Raw genomic sequence first — 19,236 nt, forward strand, 5'->3', positions numbered from 1 at the left:
ACCGTCTCGTTTCTTAACGAGGCGGTTTTTTTTTATTTTCGTCCCTGTATGGAAATGCAACAGAACCCCTGGACGATTTTGTCCAGCGAGAAGAAATACGATAATCCCTGGATAAAAGTGACAGAACACCAGGTGATCAACCCTTCCGGGGGTAATGGCATCTATGGCGTGGTACACTTTAAGAACGCCGCAATCGGCGTGGTGGCCCTGGATGAACACAATAATATATACCTGGTAGGGCAGTATCGCTTCCCACTTGAACAATTCAGCTGGGAGATTCCCGAAGGCGGTGGGCCATTAGGCATAGATCCGTTATTGGGAGCTCAGCGGGAATTGCTGGAAGAAACGGGTCTGGTAGCTGCAGACTGGCAACCCATTGTCCACATGCACCTGTCCAATTCAGTCTCAGATGAAGCGGCTGTGATATTTCTGGCCCGTAACCTGGAACAGCGCGAGGCAGAACCAGAAGAAACTGAACAATTGTTCACTAAGAAAGTGCCTTTTGAGACCGCTTATCAGATGGTGAAAAACCATGAAATCACTGATTCCATGTCTGTTGCCGCCATTCTGAAGCTAAAACTGATGATGTTGGAAGGCGAGATTCAGTCAGCCTTGTAGCTTAGAAATACGGGATATTAGCTGTCAGTTTATAGGAATCGGAAATTCCTAATTCCTAATTCGTAATTCCTAATTGACTATAAATTCCGTTCTTTGCAGTAATGGAACAACGAAAATTTAAGAAGCCTGGCGGTTTCCGTCAGCATGCTCCCAGGCCCAAGGCATCATCTCTGGTGATTGGCAGACAGCCAATTGTGGAAGCGATGAAAGCAGGCAAGGCCATTGAGCGTATTTTTATGTTGCGCGGTGCAACAGGGGAGATTATCCCTCAGATCAGACAGTTAGCAGAACAATATAATATTCCGATAAATCTGGTTCCGGTAGAGAAACTGAACGGGTTAACCTCTGCCAATCACCAGGGCTGTGTGGCCATCACTGGCAATATCAACTACCTGGATCTTCAGGATGTGATATCTCATGTAACCGAACAGGGCCAGACTCCTTTATTCCTGATCCTGGACGGTATTACCGACGTCCGTAATATCGGCGCCATTGCCCGTAGTGCAGTGTGTTGCGGGGCTCAGGCAATCATTATCCCTGACAGAGGAATTGCTGCCCTGAATGAGGAAGCGATTAAGTCTTCTGCAGGAGCATTGGAAACAATCTCCGTATGCCGGGTGAACAGTCTGTTGAAAGCGATTGATACCCTCCATCTGAATGGTATCAAGGTGATTGCCAGCGAAATGGAGGCTGAAACAAAGCTCTATGACTGTCAGCTGCAGGAGCCGGTAGCAGTAATTATGGGATCGGAAGACAAAGGCGTGTTCCCGGCATTGATAAAAGCTTCGGATACCCTGTTCCACATTCCTATGGCCGGAAACTTTGAGTCATTCAATGTCTCTGTTGCGGCGGGCATTATCCTGTATGAGGCCATGAAACAGAGAGGCGCATAAAAATCTCCAGTAAATGAAATTGATCGAATGTCCACGTGATGCCATGCAAGGTTGGCACAGGTTAATCAGCACGGATGAAAAGGTTGAGTATCTGAATGCCCTGCTGAAGGTAGGGTTTGATACCCTTGATTTTGGCAGCTTTGTTTCGCCTAAAGCCATTCCCCAGATGGCCGATACCACTGATGTGATATCCCGTCTGGATATGAGCAGTGCCAGGAGCAAACTGTTGGCAATCGTCGCTAATCAGCGGGGAGCTGAAGAAGCGGTGGCGTTCGATGAAATTTCTTATCTGGGATATCCTTTCTCTATCTCCGAGACTTTCCAGTTGCGTAATACCAACAAAACGATCAGTGCTTCAATGGAGCTGGTAGATACTATGCAGGAACTGTGTATCAAAAACAGTAAACAGCTGGTGGTCTACATTTCTATGGGTTTTGGTAATCCCTATGGGGATCCATACGATGCTTCCATCGCTTTACAATGGGTGGAAGAATTGGTAAAAAGGGACATTACAATAATTTCCCTGGCTGATACGGTTGGTGTTGCCAATCCGGAGATCATCACAAAACTGTTCTCTACGCTTATACCTGCTCACCCGGGAGTAGCATTCGGTGCACACTTTCATTCTGCTCCCCATAACTGGGAGGAAAAAGTAGCCGCTGCCTATGACCAGGGATGCAGACGTTTTGATAGCGCCATAAAAGGCATTGGTGGTTGTCCGATGGCCAAAGATGAACTGGTCGGCAATCTTGCAACTGAGCGTCTGCTCGACTTCAGCGTACAGCGTCACGAACAGCTGGGACTGGACTTCGCTGCATTACAGATCGCTCAGCAGCTAGCAGACCGTATTTTTTATTAGTCTTGTATCATGACAAATTTTCGTCTGACCTTTCCCGTTTCTCCGCTTGCAACACCTGTCAGATATACCGATAAGATATTGATGGTTGGTTCCTGCTTCGCAGAAGAAATAGGAGAGCGCTTACAACAATATCACTTCGATGCTTTGATCAATCCTCATGGGATCCTTTATAATCCCATCAGCATCACACAGGCATTACATACTTATCTCGACGGTAAAAAATATACTACAGATGATCTGTTCCGGCAAAATGACTTATGGCATAGCTGGGACCATCACAGCCGTTTCTCCGGTGTCAATCCCGAAGAGGTACTCTCAGGTATCAATACCGCTCAGGAATCTGCCATAAGACAACTGGAAGAGGCAGATTGGCTCATTATTACCCTTGGTGCTGCATTTACTTATTCATTGACCAGCAATAACTATGTGGTGGGTAACTGCCATAAAGTACCCGCAGCATCTTTCTATAAGAAACTTTTATCTCCCCCGGATGCCATCTCCGCACTGGACAACCTGATGCACCGTTTATTTTTCCGTAACAGAAAAGTAAAGATCCTGTTTACCATTAGCCCTGTACGTTATATACGTGACGGTGTTGTGGAGAATAATCTCAGTAAGGCAGTGCTGATGCAAACCGTACACCATCTGGTGAATAAATTCGATCGACTTTTTTATTTCCCGGCTTACGAACTGGTCATAGATGATCTGCGCGATTACAGATTCTATAAAGAAGATCTGGTACATCCGAATGAACAAGCCATAAATTATGTGTGGGATCATTTTACTGCGAACTGTCTGGAAGAGTCGGATAAACAACTGTTACCACGCGTAGCAGAGATCATCCGCGCAATGCAGCATAGGCCGTTTAATCCAGACGGAGCGCAGCATCAGCAGTTCTTACAGACGTATGCACGAAAGACAAAACAGTTGATGGAAGAGCACCCGTTTTTGCGGCTGGAGAAGGAGTTGAAACACTTTGAAGGCAGGTGAAAAAAGTTTACGCGAAGAAAAATTTTAAAAAAAGTGGGAATTGTAAATCTTTAAGTGTAATATTGCACCCCCGTTCAGCGGGAATGATTCCGTAGCTCAGTTGGTAGAGCAATACACTTTTAATGTATGGGTCCTGGGTTCGAGTCCCAGCGGGATCACAAAACTTTAAACGCTTCAAGTTCAAAGACTTGGAGCGTTTTTGTTTTTGTTAAAAAACATAACACGCATATTCTCAAACCTATAGAAGGTTCGAGTCTCATTAGGTTGTATATCAATAATTATTTATCATGGCGATCAATCGATATTTTCACACAACTTAATTGATAACTGTGAAAAAATGAAAGCGGTTATCCAGTGAAAGTGCTCATTTCATCGCATTCTCCATTAAGCTGAACTATCATTCTTAAATTATCGGCTCCACGTTTACTTGTTCACGATCGTTATGGTTTCATAAGACAATTTGGATAACTTTCTTGCCCAACACGTAAACGGTGATCCTATAGAATTCAAATTCCAACCATTGAACATCAAAAGAGCGCCAGCAGCTCCTGGTTTATTTCCGATATTAGGAGGAAAAAACGACCTTCGCATCCATATTTAATGTGGCAAAACCAATGACTTTCTTGTTACCGACAAATACTGTCTTCCACGTGAATATCATTTTCAAGCAAATAAGAATTAATGATCTCTCAGAACGCGTTATAAGACTTCCCGTATCGAAGAGCAAAGGTTTGCATAATGTCTCTACCCAATAATACTAATAATAAAACTCAAATGAAAAGATCAACCCCTTCCGCACAGATAGTATGTATTTTCTTTAATCTGTTTGTCTGCATTATCGCTTCTCATGTGTCGAATGCACAAGATCTGGCACCGGAACAGAATAAGTTTACCGTAATAAAAGCAAAAGGCCTGATAGATGTCAGAAATGGTAGATTGATTGAACAAGCAGTTATTCATATCCTTAACGGGAAAATAGAAAGAGCAGGGAGTAACCTTGAAATCCCCGTGGGTGCTACTGTTATTAATCTTAGTGATAAGTATTTACTTCCTGGACTTATAGATGCTCATACCCATTTATGTCATGAGTATCAATATGAACTGGAGAAAGTACCAGGAGCAAATATAGTTGTTGAGACCGCCGTTATAGATAATGCCACACGAGCCTTGATTGGTGTCAGAAATGCGCGCGATATGATCAACTCTGGATATACCACTGTCCGGGACCTTGGCAATTCAGGTGTCAATGCAGATATTGCCCTTCGTGATGCTATCAACAAGAACTGGATTCCCGGTCCGAGAGTATTTGCGTCCACCCGTGCCATATCGCCCATTGGAGGGCAATTCACCAGGATGCCGGACGATGTGCGGCGAGAACTCGTCCAAAGGGAGTATGTTGAAATAAGTGGAGTCGAGGAAGCCCGAAGGGCTGTAAAAGAAGCTATTTATGATGGTGCTGACTGCATCAAAATTATCGTTAATAACGACCGGATGTGTTTAAATCAGGAAGAGCTCAATGCCATTGTCGAAGAAGCACACAAAGCTAATCTTAAGGTAGCTGCTCATGCAACCAATGGTGATGGACCTTCGCTAATGGCAATCAAAGCTGGGGTAAATTCGATCGAGCATGGATACACCTTGTCAAGCGATGTGCTTAAGCTTATGGCTGCGCAAGGCGTATATCTTGTTCCGACAGATAGAACGGGCGTTGAAAGATATCAGCAAAGGATTAAACGGGCCTTGGCTGCAAACGTCAAGATTGCCTTTGGATCAGATATGTACTTTTTAGATGCACAGCGAAATCGGGGACAGGTAACCGTAAGCACTTACAGGTCATATATTGAAGCCGGAATGAACAACATCCAGATCTTACAATCAGCTACAATGAATCCTGGCATCCTGATCGCAGGCGAAGGAAAGGTTGGACTACTCGAAAAGGGATATTTCGCGGACATTATTGCCTTGGATAAAAATCCATTAACAAACATCGAGGCGATTGAAAACGTAGTATTCGTCATGAAGGAAGGTAAGGTGATATTTGTTGATCGTTCGACCAATTACTCTAAATAATTGCAATAAAAGATGAGCGTACACGATCATTACAAATTAACATCCCGATATCATTTTCTTGACAAAACGGGCTCCTGACAATAAAATTACTTAACGTTTGTAGGTAGATCTGGTTCGCTGTATGGGTAATACAAAGGACCTTATTGCAGGCTATGCTTTTCACGCTGTGAATATTCTTTCATTATAATACCGCTTCAGCTTAGTGGGTCTGATAAAAATATCACTAAATAGTGATATTTTTATACTATATTCGATTGTACCATTTTTGCACGTACTTCTACCATTATGAAAAGAAAGACTACAGATGGCGCTCTTAAAAACAAAGAGAGGACCCGGAAGAAATTTTTACATGCGGTTGGAAAAATATTGAAATCGAAAGGATATATGGCATTGAAGGTCAATGACATTGCTTCTATTGCCGGTGCTGATAAAAAGCTAATCTATGATTACTTCGGTGGTACGGACAAGCTGATCGACGAGTATATCGGGAGTCAGGATTTTTGGAGTAATGTACGATACGAACCGAAGCAAGCCGATCTGAAAGATGGTGGACAAGCGCTTACAAAAGCTTTGCTGCTGTCGCAGTTTGACTATGTATTTAAAAACAAGGAGCTGCAGAAAATAGTTTTATGGGGGCTTAGCGAAAAGCGGCGGTCACTGAAAAAGCTCGCCGATAACAGAGAGAAAGAAGGAGAGGCAGTCTTTAAAAATATCTGTGATCCTCATTTCGGTACGAAGGCACCGGTGTATCGCGCAATTACTGCTCTGCTTGTCTCAGGTATCTACTACCTTAATATTTATGCCACCACTAATAATAATACCTTTTGTGGGTTGGACCTTACAAAGACCGAAGGGCGGATAGCAGTTCAGGAAGCAATAGACTTTATTATAGATAAGGCATACGTTGATCTGTAGCCTCCGCTTCATAAGAGTACAAAATTAGTTTCGTATGACTATTCGGTTTCATCCGCAATAATGCATCAATTTTTTGTCGTTTAGCGATATGTTTCTGGATTATCGTATAAGGAAAGCCTATAAACCTAAGTTTTTAAAACTATCTGAATGCCTAACAATATTGAACTTTTTAACGATTTAAAGTTAAAAGACGGTTGTATGGTTGGATATCTTACGCTGCCCGATTCCGTAAAAGTTATTGCCGAATTAGATCTGGAAGAGGAGGATACTTCAGATCAGTCGGATTTTACCGAGCTGATTTTAAGTGCCGGTGACTGGGCGAATGGTCTAAGCGCTACGACCATTGCACGGCTAAAAAAAGATATTGCCAGGGAATTGACTGACGCCGCCTATGGGGAGTCGGATTATCAACCTTCAAAGGAAGATTACGCCAGTCTTGAAAGCTCACTGGATATAGTACACTTATGTTTTTATCCCGACAATGTTGTTGTAATGATCTTTGAAGCAAAAAAACAATATCCGGATATGAAAATATATTGCCAGCTTGATGATTCTTATCAACTGGAGGACATTAGTGTTGAGAAATAAGCGAAGGTAACCTTAGGCACTGTATGAATTTACGCGCATAAATTTTGCTGTCAATGATAACATATTTTTCCATACATATTTTAGTAACTCTTTTATCCTCGGGTTATAGCCCCGCCCTGATTGAAAACGCTTATTCTCAACCGCAAGCTTTCAACAGTATGTTCCAACCTGAGAAGGTGCTTGCACTAAAGAAAACAGTTGCGCCAGAACTCACAGCGCCAAAGGGATACCGGGTTGTCGATCGCATTGGAGGTGATTTGAATCGAGACGGAATACCGGACAGCATTCTCATAGTGAAATCAACAGAAATGGGCGGGTTTGAGATGGATCAAGGGAACAAATTAATAGACAGGAATCGCCGCGGACTGATCATATTTTTGGGGAGGAAAGGGCAGTTTAAGAAGGCGGTGGAAAATCTGCAATGTTTTTCATCTGAAAATGAGGACGGCGGGGTGTATACGGCTCCGGAGCTTTCCATCGAAATTTTGCGCAATAAGCTCTATATACATTACGCACATGGCAGGTATGGATGCTGGAAATATACCTTCAGGTTTCGGGGAGCAGACTTTGATCTTATTGGCTATGATGCCAGCAACAATACCGGCCCGAGGATCGACAGGCAGGTAAGCATTAATTTCTTAACCAAAAGACGGTTGGAGCGGATTAATAAAAATGTTACCGCAGAAGGTGGAGACGAGGTTTTCGATGAAAAATGGTCAGATATTTCTCTTGAAGGCTTAGCCAAACTTTCCAATATTGAGGACTTTGACAACTTAGGGGAAGGTGGCTGGTGAGAAATATAGAAGTCCTATCCCTGATCGTTAAGTCGTATACAGCTCCTATTCGATTTTATCATATTATGATAGTATTGATTGGCAGCTATTTTCTCAAAATCGAGTATCCAGTAATTGATTTATATTTCTCACCATGAAAGGTTTTTGTTTTTTTCCACTCACAGGTATTGTAGCGGCTTTGTACCAGGTGTTTTCCACTGCTTGCAATTGGGAGAATCATGACAAGATACCAGAAAAATATGAATGGTATCAACCGATCGATAGCACTAATGAGATAGAAAGTGGAGCGGCGAGGCTGGAACTGCTACTTGAAAGTGAGGAGAACATACAGTCTTTTTTAACTGAAGAGAACGATGTGATCATCTACACGGTCCACGGTAAGAGAAACAATACATTCTATAAACTCGGTATTGATGGAGAGATCACTGACTCGTTAAGGCTTGATCGCAGGGGCGGCGATTTAGCATTTGTAAAAGGCTTTATCATCGATAAAGAGATGAACGAGTATTATACATGGAGTTTTAACGGAAATAAAGTACCCATTAAAATACGAACAGAAAATGCCAGGCTGAATTGGGACACGGCCATGCAGAAAAGCAAGCTGGCCGAAATTAAAGCTGCACAAAGTATAGTCTTAGTGGACTATCGTTCAAAGAGTGCATTGCCGGAAAAAGCTGCTGCCGGAAAGATCCAGGCTACGCAGGTACCCATAACTTTCACTGTGCTGACCTATTTCAACGGTGATCAATGCTTCCAGTTTTATACGACCCTTAATACCGGCAGGGATTTCCCATGGTCTGACACACAGAAACTTCTTTGGAACAATCTCTTCAGGCGACCAGATGAAAGTTTTGTAAATAAGGGTGAAATCACCCAGTCTGCTACTTTAATCTACCGTTACTTTCACCGGCTGAAAAAAGAGAAGATTAAGTTTTCCGGGCCTGGTGGCAATGCGGCCGGTTTCACTGCTGTGCTTTACCCAGGTTATCTCTTTACCGATATTGTATTTCACAAGGATACGATAAAAATTAAAGAATTCATGTATCTGGACGAAGAGCGTCCCAATTCATCTATTAAAATTGACGGTATGCTTATTGGCAATTTCTCTAAAAATAAAGTACAGCCGTTAGAGAGAGTAGATGGTTATATGTATTATACTAACCCTCATCTCCGGTATGCATTGTTTGCCAACAGTGATAAGAAACTCTACCGGATCCGCAAAAAAGATGCTGGTAAATAAAAAAAATCATTCATTCTGGCTTGGTAATAAGCAAGAACATGTAAAGATAAATATGGCTAATCTCACAAACATATTCATTAACATTTGCTCATTTTATACTGAAATTTTGGATTTAGTAAATGAGATGGATCTGTATTTTTATCTGGAAAAAAGAATCGGTACCCAATGGAATTTTATTAAAATAGCAACGAAGGAGGAGCTGGCTGAAAATATCGATGAGCATTACCGCTCCTTCTTTATTTCCTCCGAAACTTTCGATCCGGGGAAGTTTGATAGCTTTTATGATGACGAATTTTGTGTACATGCAATTGAGGGGCTTGGTGGACGCCATACTAAGGACGAATTGGAAATGCTTAGTCTTCGGATCATATCAAAAACACCGGACAAAAAAGTAAAATCATTTATTGATAAATTCGTTAAAATGCTTAAGCGAAATAGTCGATATGGCCAAGGAGTGGGCCCCGGGGCAAGTTCTTTGTACAAAAAAACTTTTTATAACAGATTGGATGTGCAAGGACGGACACTGTGGTTTGATTTTGAAAGAAAAATATCCCAAGCAAATATAGGTGGAGATTAGCAAGTTCAATGTGTTTGACAGAGTGATTGATAGCCCAAAACAATATTGGGTCGTACGGTCCTAATTCAGGTAGTGTGTTTTTGGTTGACAGGTTTAGTGAATGGATTATATCTATTCGAATTCATTGATATTTCTTACCCTTACATCTGGCATAGTTTCGAAAATGTCCTGCATATACTTTTTATGATTAGCCCCGGCGATAACGACTACTTTTTTCGCCCCTGCCTTTCTCGCTCTGTTCACAACGTTATCACACATTCCCTTATTTCTCATTATCCACCAATGTATTTTCGAAAGCATTTCTTCTTTAGGGAAGTTATTCATATCATACATCTCCGGCAAATAAAAATCCCCTGAGGCAGCAATGGCAGATGCCTCCTCTGTGTTTAACCATTCCGTTACGTTTTTCGAAGATTTTTCTACACTGTCATACTTTTCATACCCCTTATTGATCTTATCCAAATTAGATTTCAATTCTTTTCTAAAAGATGTTGTAGTACCTTTTTTAAATACATCGAATTTTGCATCGAATGCTACCCAGGATGCTTGCCAATTCAAATCGTAATCTTGGCAATCCATAGGAAGCAATTCCTGAATTCCCATCTCCTGCATCATTGGAAATGCGATTAGCGCATATTCAGAAGTTTTTAGTCTTTTCATGCTCCGCCCCGTTGTATCCAATTGGGGACTAAGTAATTTATTGACATAGTTTTCAAGTTCAGCATTAGGTATTTGCTGGAGATTATTGAAAACTTGCCAAAATTGATAATGTCCATTTGCAACGTCCTGATTAAGATAATAAGCATGGGCTAAGTCAGTTTTTACCCGATAGTTTTGAGGTTCTGTTAGCGATAATTTTTTTAGGCTGTCAATTCTCTTAGGGAGCAACGCTACTGGTATACTTCGATTGTTCATCAGCATTTTTAGCCGTTGGATATTGGGTTGTTTACACCAATAATCCATCACAAGGCGCTCATCTTCCTTACTCAAGAATTCGCCAAAAAAAGCATCAGGTTGGAATTTTTTGATTTTATTATGAATGCCGGAAAAATCCTGTCCGGGGTAGTTGCTATAGTTGTGGGAAACACCTATCACTATAATATCCACTTGTTGCGCACAGGTGTTGATCGAAATAAAGAAAATAAAAAAGAAGAAATACTTCATATTTTGCCTTTGTTGTTTAATTAAAGGTTTGTCGGTTCCACGTATTTTCACCAACGGTGACCGCTTGCCGATATGGTGCTATCTGAAAATCGCCAGCAAGTTGAAGTGGTCCGAATTACACGGACAGGAATTCTCTTGAGTTAAACAATGATAGTACATTTTTTGGCAAAAGCCATCGCCCTTTAGCTAACCCTCAAATCAACTTACTTGCCACTACAAATCACAACGCATCCATCACATTGCCCACCTCAAGTCGTTCAAAGATCCTCCTACGGTAATATTTCACCGTGTCCGGAGCTACAAACAACTTCTCCGCAATCTGATCGATTGAAAAGCCTTGGGCATGCAACCGCAAAACCTCCAGCTCTCTTTCCGTGAGCGAAGGCTTTACCGACTTTGGAGCGTTTTTGTTTTATAGCATTTCATACAATATCTTAATTAGCAACCTTTAAGCCAGTTCGAGTCCAAACGGGTGGCTTTTACGATGAATCCTTCACACAGAAGAAAAGGAGTATGAAAATTCTTAAATCAACAAACTTGTTCTCTTTATATTTACTATTAAATCATTCAGCCAGCTTTAATCAAACTCGAGCCCTATTTTAGGTAAGTGTGTCTAACAGTGTGGTGAAGCGGTGTATAATATACCACTAAACCATCTTTGCTAGAGCCGTATATTTCAGCATTTCCAATTAAAATTTAATGACTCACATTTAGGGCAAATCATATACTCCTTATCAAGCTTGTCAAAATTGCACCTATTGCAAAGTCCATAAGTTCTATTAACATGAGTTACAATATATTTGGCTTCCATATGGCTAAGTCCACAAAAATCGATAAGATATTTTACTGAATAGATAGGGGATTGGAGCTTCAATTCCAATATTCTTTTTTTCTCTGATAGACTTAATTCTGGAATCTCAATCCCCTCTTCTGGTAGACAATTTTTGCATTTAACATTCATAAAGCTCTTTTTATTCTTGAATATAGCACACATCGTTTGTATAAAATAATTTCATATTAACATTTGCTTTTTCCAATTAAAGATGTGTTTTGGTTCACTAATTGTTCTGGGGGTTAAGGACTAAGGCTATCGGTCAGGTGACAAAATGTTGTTCCAGCTGCATATAATCCTCATTATTAACCTTCAGGCAGGTTCGAGTTTCAGCCAGGATTCTTTTTAGATACCAGTTATTTTTCATGTTATAATAGACGTCTTCAGGGAATATCGTTTTCTGTATTCTTTGTTGCTGTGATTCCATACTAGCACGAGTACTGTGACATGCTAGGTAGCCATTCGATGAGTTTTGTCCAGATTCAAGGCGTTTACCGGAAACACTTTTAATTCTTCCAGCGCTTTTTTACGTTCTATTTAATTTACAGGCAAGCTTTTGATAAAGTTATTCTGTGATCTCTGGTCAACATAACATTCCTCCTTAAACTGGTTTCTGACCAGTTGGTTTCTCATTTATGTTTGTTATGCATTTTAAAGATGAAGAGCCCCTATGATAATTCTCAGATTCAGCTACCTGTTGAGCGGAATAGTAAAAGTGGTTTTTCTGACTATAATCAGCTTTTATCTGCATATCAACAGCATTATTAAGTTCCCAAACATTACTTTCTCTATCCATCGCCCCAATGTGTGATATACATCACAAAATGAGTTCATTGTCATCAAGGTGATGTAGGTCACGTAGTCACCTCGACTTTCAATGTGATCTTTGAGTTGTTAATAAACCATACAACAATGACAAAGACAATTTTTATTACAGGCGCTTCCCGTGGATTTGGTAAAATCTGGGCAGAAGCATTTTTAAATCGCGGTGATCAAGTAATTGCTACAGCCCGCGATATAAGTCACCTAAAAGACTTAGTAGGAAATTATGGAGAAAAAATCTTCCCACTTAAACTTGATGTGAATGACCGTGATGCAGTTTTTGCTGCTGTCAAAGCGGGAAAAGAACATTTTGGCGCTATTGATGTGCTCATAAATAATGCCGGCTATGGTTTGTTCGGTGCCATTGAAGAAACTACTGAGCAAGAAGCCCGTGACCAGATGGAGACAAACTTTTTCGGCCTGCTTTGGGTAACACAAGCGGTATTGCCAATTATGCGGGAACAGAACAGTGGCCATATTATTCAGTTGTCAAGTGTATTGGGGGTAGTAACTGTTCCAACACTCGGTTTGTACAATGCATCTAAGTTTGCAGTGGAAGGTTTAACAGAATCTTTAGCGCAGGAAGTAGCAGAACTCGGTATAAAAGTTTCTATGGTAGAACCCAATGCATTTTCAACTGACTGGGGTGGTGCTTCAGCCATTCATACAAATGCGAATCCTGTCTATGATAAGGTAAAGGCAGACCTACAGGCAGGCTTTACTCCGGATTTCTTTGGTAAACCCGAGGCGACTACCCAGGCGATATTGAAACTCGTAGACAGTGAAAAACCTCCCTTACGGTTATTTCTTGGCAGCAAGGCTTATCCCTGGGTAAAACAGGTTTATCAAACCCGCTATGCGGAATGGGATGCCTGGAGTGAAGTTTCAAACGAAGCCCATGGACACTAAATGTTAGAATCTCATTTTGAAACAGGAATAATAAATAATATCATGAAAAAGCAAAAAGTTTGGTTTATAACAGGCGCATCAAAAGGCTTTGGATTGGAAATAGCCAAAGCAGCACTTAAAGCCGGTGATAAAGTTGCGGCAACAGTCAGAGGCAATGCCGAAAATCTTAAAGCGATATTTAACAACGAAGAGAATGCATTGGTTGTGACACTCGACGTTACCAAAGAGGATCAGGTAAAGCAAGGTGTACAGGATGCTATAAACAAATTCGGACGCTTAGATGTATTGGTTAATAATGCTGGATATGGCTTGCTTGGCGCTACCGAGGAAGTATCCGACTATGAGGTAAGAAAACAATATGACACCAATGTTTTCGGTTTACTGAACGTTACCAGGGCTGTTTTACCTCATATGCGAAGCCAAAAGTCCGGACATATTATTAACATATCTTCATTACTTGGCTATACGGCATCTGTGCCTGGCTTTGGCCTTTACGGCTCAACTAAATTTGCAGTTGAAGGTATAACTGAAGGGTTAGCACTTGAAGTAAAACCATTAGGCATATATGTTACAACAGCTGCTCCTGGATATTTCAGAACAAAATTTGCTTCAACTGAATCATATCAGGCGTCTGAGATTAAATTAGATGCATATAAAGAAACGGTAGGGCATATTAGGGAGTTTATTAGTCAGATAGACGGTAATCAGCCGGGCGACCCCGTAAGACTTGCACAGGCAATTATTAAATTGGCCGCCAGCGAAAATCCGCCAATACATCTGCCTTTAGGGTCTGATTCGGTAGCTGCATTCCGGATGAAAACGGCGCAGGCTGGAAAAGAAGTAGATGAATGGGAAAACATATCTAATAGTACGGATTATCCGAAGAACTAAAACCCACGTGTTCATTATACATCAAGATCATATTAAACCGGTTAGCCAGATCCCAGATGCTATACCTCGAACTTTTATTGTATTATTTTGACATCGTTAAAATCGATATTGCATAGTTGTGTTAAATCATCAATAATTTGGTTCGAGTTCCCCATCCCGGGATCACTGGAAAAGAAGAGCCTGTATCAAAAGTAAGATACAGGCTCTCTTTATTCGGGTACCTGATGGAATCAGGTAGTCATTTAAGTAATTCTAAGGATGTTCATTTATTTTCGATACATCCTCTTCTTTTTTATCAATATTGCAGCTCGCGCTCGTGCCCTTCAAATTGCCATTGAAGAATTTGGTTTGGAGTGAGTCTTCGAAAACATATATAAAAGCAGCTGTTATACTTGCAGCAGCTTTTACTTTTTATCGCCTCCGGCGGTATAATAATAGTACGGCGGCAAAGATTAACAAGCCGCCTGGTATTACACCAAAGAAGATAATACGCATCATTAAAATGCCCCGATCGTCGCTGTCAATCGCATCTTTGGAGCGGATGGCGCCGGTGTTAACAGGGAACGTGCCGTAGGTGAACCAGCGGAACATTTCTGTAATGAGCGGTTGATTCCAGTTGTATGGCTTGCGGCGGCTTAGTTCACTGGAACTCATGAAATCGGCATCGCCGGTCACGATGATCCGCTGTTCCTTGCCATTGATACTGCGTTGCGCGGCGATGGCCAGCGCTTTGTTGTTTTTAGCTACCAGCAAGGGTACAATGTGGAAGCCGGTTGTGTCCCGGTAGCTGATGCCAGAGGTCCCTACCATCGATACCACGCCGTTGTCGGCCCTGTAGCCGGCTAGTTTAGGAGCTATCGTGGCTGCACTGTCAGCAAAGTGCGCAAGGATAAAGTCGGGCGCGTAATCGCGGCTTTCTTCCTGTATCGTAGTAGCTTCGGGATGTATACCAAGCGGCTGTAAAAGCGGTGCTACAACGTTTTGGGAAAGGGGTTCCGTGATCACAAAAAGGTTTCTGCCACTAGCTACGTACTGCACCAGTTTTTGTTGTACTTCGTCGGAGAATGCAGTTTTTGGATCGGCGATCACCAGTACGGAAGTGGATGCGGGAATGTCTTGCTGTGCGAGGTTTACCGTATCAACGTTAAAACCCTGGTTGATGAGTGCTCCCCTGAATGTAAGTTCGTTTACGAACGTTCTGAACTCAGCATCACCGGCTTTGGTAATACTGCGTTCGCCATTGCCGTGCAGGAAAGTAATAACTGGGATGTCTTCAGGCGTGATAAGCCTTTTCAGCGCTGCGGTAAATTCCTGTTCGCCAGGATAGATGCGGATATCATTGTAATAGCGTAAAAAGGTTTTTTTATCACCATACTCCAATAGTCTTACCAGTCGATTTTCTTCGGGATTCAGATTTACGATCTTCTTTACAGCGTCTGGTTTCAGTACATTCCTGAAATCGAGGTCCTGGATATCGGCAACTTTTTTAGCAATCGCTCCATCGCTTTCCCCAGGATAGTTTTTGTAAAGTCCTTCATTATTGGAAAAATCGTAGTAATAAACGTACTCCATCTTCATATCGGGCATAAAACGGCGATAGGGAGTGAGGATTCGTTCGTCTTCACTTTTCTTTTCGGGTGCTCCGAGGTAGTAGTTATTGTCCAGGATGTTTACGTAAGTCGTTACTTTTAGCGGATGCTCCATTTTGGAGATCAGTTCCCGGCTTTGTTGGCCCAGTGTATGCGTTTGTGTAGCCGTCATATCAATATAACCGGTTAAAGCGGGAATGGTGCTCAGATAGCCGATCAGGAAGCACAGTCCGACCAACCCGATATAGCGGGCAGTGCGTACGGGCTTTGAGCGGGCCTCTCGCTGGTCTTGCAGCCGCATACCTGTAATGGCTAAAAAGAAGCCGATCACAATCAAAAAGTAAATGATGTCCTGGGTGCTGATCAGCCCGAAAATAAATTGTTCGGTCCTGCCGGCAATCGACATGAAATAGGTGATATGTCGTACGGTGTCGTTCCCCTGGAATAACCCGCCTACGAAGTTAAGTCCCGCCAATACTGCCAGTGTGCTGATCGCCGCTACTACCTGGTAGGTAGTGAGTGAAGACATAAACAGTCCGATGGCTGAATAGGCACAGATTAACAGGTATAGTCCGATAGCGCCGGAAGCCAAAAATATCCAATCGATATCGGTGATAAAAAACGAGCCTGCCACGCCGTACAAGCAAATAATAACGAGCAATAGTGCGCCATAGCCCATCATGGCCACATATTTACCGAGTACGATATCTTTTACTTTAATGGGAGATGATAACAACAGTTTTATGGAACCACTGTGTGTTTCACGACTGATCAGACCCATGGTAAGTAGTGGAATGTAGAAGTAGAGGGTATTCTTTACACCGGGATAAAATCCTTCCTGTAATCCCGCAAACACCATGGACGTGACATCGTTAAAATGATTACCCATACGCTGTGCGCGGCCGATCATTTGTATGTAATAAAGAAAGTTAACGCCTATCTGTACGGGAAACACGATCAGGATGAGCCAGGCTACCGGCGAATGAAACAGCAGACTCAGTTCCTGGCGGGCTATTCTGATATTTACTTTCATGATTGAACGGATGGTTTAAATGTTTTGTTGGATAACTGTGCGAAAATGGCATCGAGCGAACTTTTCTCCAGTGTGATTTCTTTCAGGCGCCATTTGCGGTGAACGCTCATTTCCACCAGTTCTTCTGCAATGTCCGCGGTGGGATCGAACCGCATACGAACGGTTTTTTCCGTGAGGAACACTACTTCTTTTACGCCTCCGATTGCCCTCAGTTCTTCAGCTGCAGGTGGATTTTCCATGGTGGCCACCAGGCTATCCGGTTCGATGTAATTGTTGAAAGTATCCATCGTGTCTTTAAACACGATTTTGCCACCTTCAATCATGATGATATCCTGGCAGGTAGCCTGTATTTCCGAAAGGATATGGGAAGAAAAAATTACTGAGCGGTCTGTCGCAATTTCTTTGATCAGTTGTCGTACTTCCAGAATCTGGTTAGGATCGAGGCCGTTGGTGGGCTCGTCCAGGACAACGAGCAATGGGCGGTGAATGATCGCCTGGGCAATGCCTACCCGTTGCCGGTAGCCGCCGGATAAATTACCGATCAGCCTTTTGCTGAAATGCGCTACGCCGCATCTTTCTTTCACCTTGTCCACGGATTCGCGAATCTTTCGTTTTTCTATCAACCGCAGGTGCGCACAATAAGTGAGGTATTCGTCTACGGTTTGTTCAAGGTACAGCGGGGCGTTTTGCGGCAAAAAGCCGATCCGTTTTTTGGCTTCTTCCGGGTCAGTACGCATGTCGATGCCTTCTATTAACACCTGGCCACGGGTTTGGCTCAATACGCCGCAAAGGATGTTCATGGTTGTAGATTTTCCGGCGCCATTGGAACCGAGTAGTCCTACAATACCGTTCCTGTTGATCTCGAAGTTGATGTCCTGCACCGCCCAGTCTTTACTGTAACGGTGAAACAGTCCTTCGATTTTTACGATATTATCCTGCATATTCAATTTATTACGCAATAAGAGATGAATGGCGCCGGAAACTTCCGGCGCCTGAAGGGTATGGTTGGTTGGATATTTTTATGGGTTCAGTGGCCAGTCAGGGTTAAATATGGTGGCGTTGGGCCACAGCTGCCGCAGGTACTTGTCGCTGCCGGGCTGCAATTCATATTCTTTTCCTTCGGCGGTATGTTTAATTGTTTTACGGAAACGGGTTTCCTTGTTCAGACGTTTCAAATCGATAACCCGTATACCGGTAAATGCCAGCTCACGGCGTCTTTCCTCCAGTACGAAACGGAGTATACGTTCATTATCGTTCCCGAAATCTGCTGGCATAAATACCTTGTAAGCGGCCGGTGTAATCCGGTTCAAACGTAGTTTGTTGATATCGTCCAGGGCTTCCTGTTTTTTGCCTTCGCGGGCGAAACATTCGGCGCGTATGAGGTACATTTCAGGCACGTTGAGATAGTTGCTGTAGAAGTCTCCGCGAAGGAAAATCTTTACCTGGTACCTCGACATATAATTGAACGGAGGAGCTGGCGGCCAGCCATCTGCATAATACAGTGTCCAGCGTTTATCGTCGTTGGTGAACAAGGCACTCAATTCTGGTGAAGCGCAAACATCCATGCCCAAGCCGAATGGCCGCAGGAAATGTCGCGCCACGATGGTTTCAGGATTCAGCTGCGCATCCGGGATGTTGGTCCAGCCCAGCGGTGCACCCGGCACATTCGGAAACGGACCGGGGATGATGATGCTGTAATCATTCATGTTTTTAAGTCCGCCCTGTAGAGAAATAGCCAGTGCAGCGTTTTTACCGGCATTCTCATAATCGCCCATGAACAGGTAGGTCCTGGCCAGTAGTGCATATCCGCCGGCTTTTGAAGCCCTGAATTTTGTGAGTTTATTTTTCTCGGGAAGATCAGCTACTGCGGCTTCTCCATCGCGCAAAATCTGATCGTATACTTCTTTTACGCTGTTCCGGGTAAATTTAGCATTGATGTCGGCGATCAACGCAATGGGAATACCGGGCGTTGTGGCGGCAACAGTTGCATCGTAATGCTGAGCATAGACATTTACCATTTGCAGATGCTCCATAGCACGGCCCAGATAAGCTTCGGCGCGAACGCTCTTCTTGTTGGCCTCCGTTCCCTCGGTAGCATCCATAATATTGTTGATGATACTATTGTAGTAGAAGATCCTTTTATAACCTTCACTCCAGAGATAATCGTTGGCGCCCTGATCGTAGGGGTTGTTGTTAAAGGTGTATATGCGCCGGCCGTGCAGTTGCTGCTTCGTATACAGGTTGCCGGGTTCTCCTTCGGGTAAAAATGCGTCATCGGACTGCAAATCCCAGAAATAATCGCCAAAGTTAACCATGGTACCCGAATTGAGCATGTTCTCATAGTCGGTAGTGGTGATGGGAATGAACTTATCTTTCGGTTTGATGTCCAGAAACTTGTCGCAACCGGATAAAACAACGAAGCTGAATATATATATAGATAATTTTTTCATGG

Annotated in this window: 16 protein-coding genes, 1 tRNA gene and 1 pseudogene; 13 read left to right on the top strand and 5 right to left on the bottom strand. The window is 42.8% G+C overall.

Going from position 1 to position 19,236, the window contains the following annotated elements:
- Positions 1-48: 48 nt before the first annotated feature.
- The 11 genes from CPIN_RS14610 (at position 49) to CPIN_RS36675 (ending at position 9,544) form a co-directional block, all read left to right on the top strand.
- Entirely contained in the window at positions 49-618 is a 570-nt protein-coding gene (locus CPIN_RS14610; protein ID WP_012790583.1) for an NUDIX domain-containing protein, read from the top strand.
- Between the two features lie 101 nt (positions 619-719).
- Complete coding sequence (gene rlmB / locus CPIN_RS14615) at positions 720-1,511, top strand: 23S rRNA (guanosine(2251)-2'-O)-methyltransferase RlmB (RefSeq protein WP_012790584.1); 792 nt, start codon at positions 720-722, stop codon at positions 1,509-1,511.
- A gap of 13 nt (positions 1,512-1,524) precedes the next feature.
- Positions 1,525-2,370, top strand: a complete 846-nt coding sequence (locus tag CPIN_RS14620; RefSeq protein WP_012790585.1) for a hydroxymethylglutaryl-CoA lyase — start codon at positions 1,525-1,527, stop codon at positions 2,368-2,370.
- Positions 2,371-2,379: 9 nt separating this feature from the next.
- On the top strand, positions 2,380-3,360 hold the full coding sequence (locus CPIN_RS14625; RefSeq protein WP_012790586.1) for a GSCFA domain-containing protein: 981 nt from the start codon (positions 2,380-2,382) through the stop codon (positions 3,358-3,360).
- Positions 3,361-3,445: 85 nt separating this feature from the next.
- Positions 3,446-3,518 (top strand) — tRNA-Lys (locus CPIN_RS14630).
- A gap of 616 nt (positions 3,519-4,134) precedes the next feature.
- Complete coding sequence (locus CPIN_RS14635) at positions 4,135-5,430, top strand: amidohydrolase family protein (protein WP_012790587.1); 1,296 nt, start codon at positions 4,135-4,137, stop codon at positions 5,428-5,430.
- 285 nt (positions 5,431-5,715) lie between these two features.
- Complete coding sequence (locus CPIN_RS14640; RefSeq protein WP_012790588.1) at positions 5,716-6,345, top strand: TetR/AcrR family transcriptional regulator; 630 nt, start codon at positions 5,716-5,718, stop codon at positions 6,343-6,345.
- Between the two features lie 147 nt (positions 6,346-6,492).
- Positions 6,493-6,933, top strand: a complete 441-nt coding sequence (locus CPIN_RS14645) for a hypothetical protein (RefSeq protein WP_012790589.1) — start codon at positions 6,493-6,495, stop codon at positions 6,931-6,933.
- Positions 6,934-6,986: 53 nt separating this feature from the next.
- Positions 6,987-7,727 (top strand): hypothetical protein, encoded by a 741-nt coding sequence (locus CPIN_RS14650; protein ID WP_012790590.1) that lies wholly within the window; start codon positions 6,987-6,989, stop codon positions 7,725-7,727.
- 133 nt (positions 7,728-7,860) lie between these two features.
- Entirely contained in the window at positions 7,861-8,967 is a 1,107-nt protein-coding gene (locus CPIN_RS14655) for a hypothetical protein (RefSeq protein WP_012790591.1), read from the top strand.
- Positions 8,954-9,544, top strand: coding sequence for a hypothetical protein (locus CPIN_RS36675; RefSeq protein WP_012790592.1), 591 nt, complete (start codon positions 8,954-8,956; stop codon positions 9,542-9,544). The genes CPIN_RS14655 and CPIN_RS36675 overlap by 14 nt, the downstream gene beginning before the upstream one ends.
- Positions 9,545-9,655: 111 nt before the next feature.
- Here CPIN_RS36675 and CPIN_RS14665 read toward each other — a convergent pair whose 3' ends face one another.
- Both CPIN_RS14665 and CPIN_RS37605 read right to left on the bottom strand, forming a co-directional pair.
- On the bottom strand, positions 9,656-10,708 hold the full coding sequence (locus CPIN_RS14665) for a DUF5694 domain-containing protein (protein ID WP_012790593.1): 1,053 nt from the start codon (positions 10,706-10,708) through the stop codon (positions 9,656-9,658).
- 220 nt (positions 10,709-10,928) lie between these two features.
- A pseudogene (locus CPIN_RS37605) lies at positions 10,929-11,084 on the bottom strand (helix-turn-helix domain-containing protein); the annotation flags it as partial.
- Between the two features lie 1,368 nt (positions 11,085-12,452).
- On the opposite strand from CPIN_RS37605, the gene CPIN_RS14680 reads away from it, so the two are divergent.
- The gene (locus CPIN_RS14680; protein ID WP_012790596.1) at positions 12,453-13,271 is read left to right on the top strand and encodes an SDR family NAD(P)-dependent oxidoreductase; all 819 of its coding nucleotides are present in this window, start codon (positions 12,453-12,455) and stop codon (positions 13,269-13,271) included.
- A 42-nt stretch (positions 13,272-13,313) separates the two neighbouring features.
- Positions 13,314-14,162, top strand: a complete 849-nt coding sequence (locus tag CPIN_RS14685; RefSeq protein ID WP_012790597.1) for an oxidoreductase — start codon at positions 13,314-13,316, stop codon at positions 14,160-14,162.
- Positions 14,163-14,573: 411 nt separating this feature from the next.
- Here CPIN_RS14685 and CPIN_RS14690 read toward each other — a convergent pair whose 3' ends face one another.
- The 3 genes from CPIN_RS14690 to CPIN_RS14700 all read right to left on the bottom strand — a co-directional run bounded on the left by CPIN_RS14690 (position 14,574) and on the right by CPIN_RS14700 (position 19,234).
- On the bottom strand, positions 14,574-16,784 hold the full coding sequence (locus tag CPIN_RS14690) for a Gldg family protein (RefSeq protein ID WP_012790598.1): 2,211 nt from the start codon (positions 16,782-16,784) through the stop codon (positions 14,574-14,576).
- Positions 16,781-17,725: an ABC transporter ATP-binding protein gene (locus tag CPIN_RS14695; RefSeq protein ID WP_012790599.1), complete on the bottom strand. Its 945-nt coding sequence runs from the start codon at positions 17,723-17,725 to the stop codon at positions 16,781-16,783. Before CPIN_RS14695 ends, CPIN_RS14690 begins: the two co-directional genes overlap by 4 nt.
- A 78-nt stretch (positions 17,726-17,803) precedes the next feature.
- On the bottom strand, positions 17,804-19,234 hold the full coding sequence (locus CPIN_RS14700) for a RagB/SusD family nutrient uptake outer membrane protein (RefSeq protein ID WP_012790600.1): 1,431 nt from the start codon (positions 19,232-19,234) through the stop codon (positions 17,804-17,806).
- Between the last annotated feature and the right edge of the window lie 2 nt (positions 19,235-19,236).

The organism is Chitinophaga pinensis DSM 2588 (assembly GCF_000024005.1).
Classification (GTDB): domain Bacteria; phylum Bacteroidota; class Bacteroidia; order Chitinophagales; family Chitinophagaceae; genus Chitinophaga; species Chitinophaga pinensis.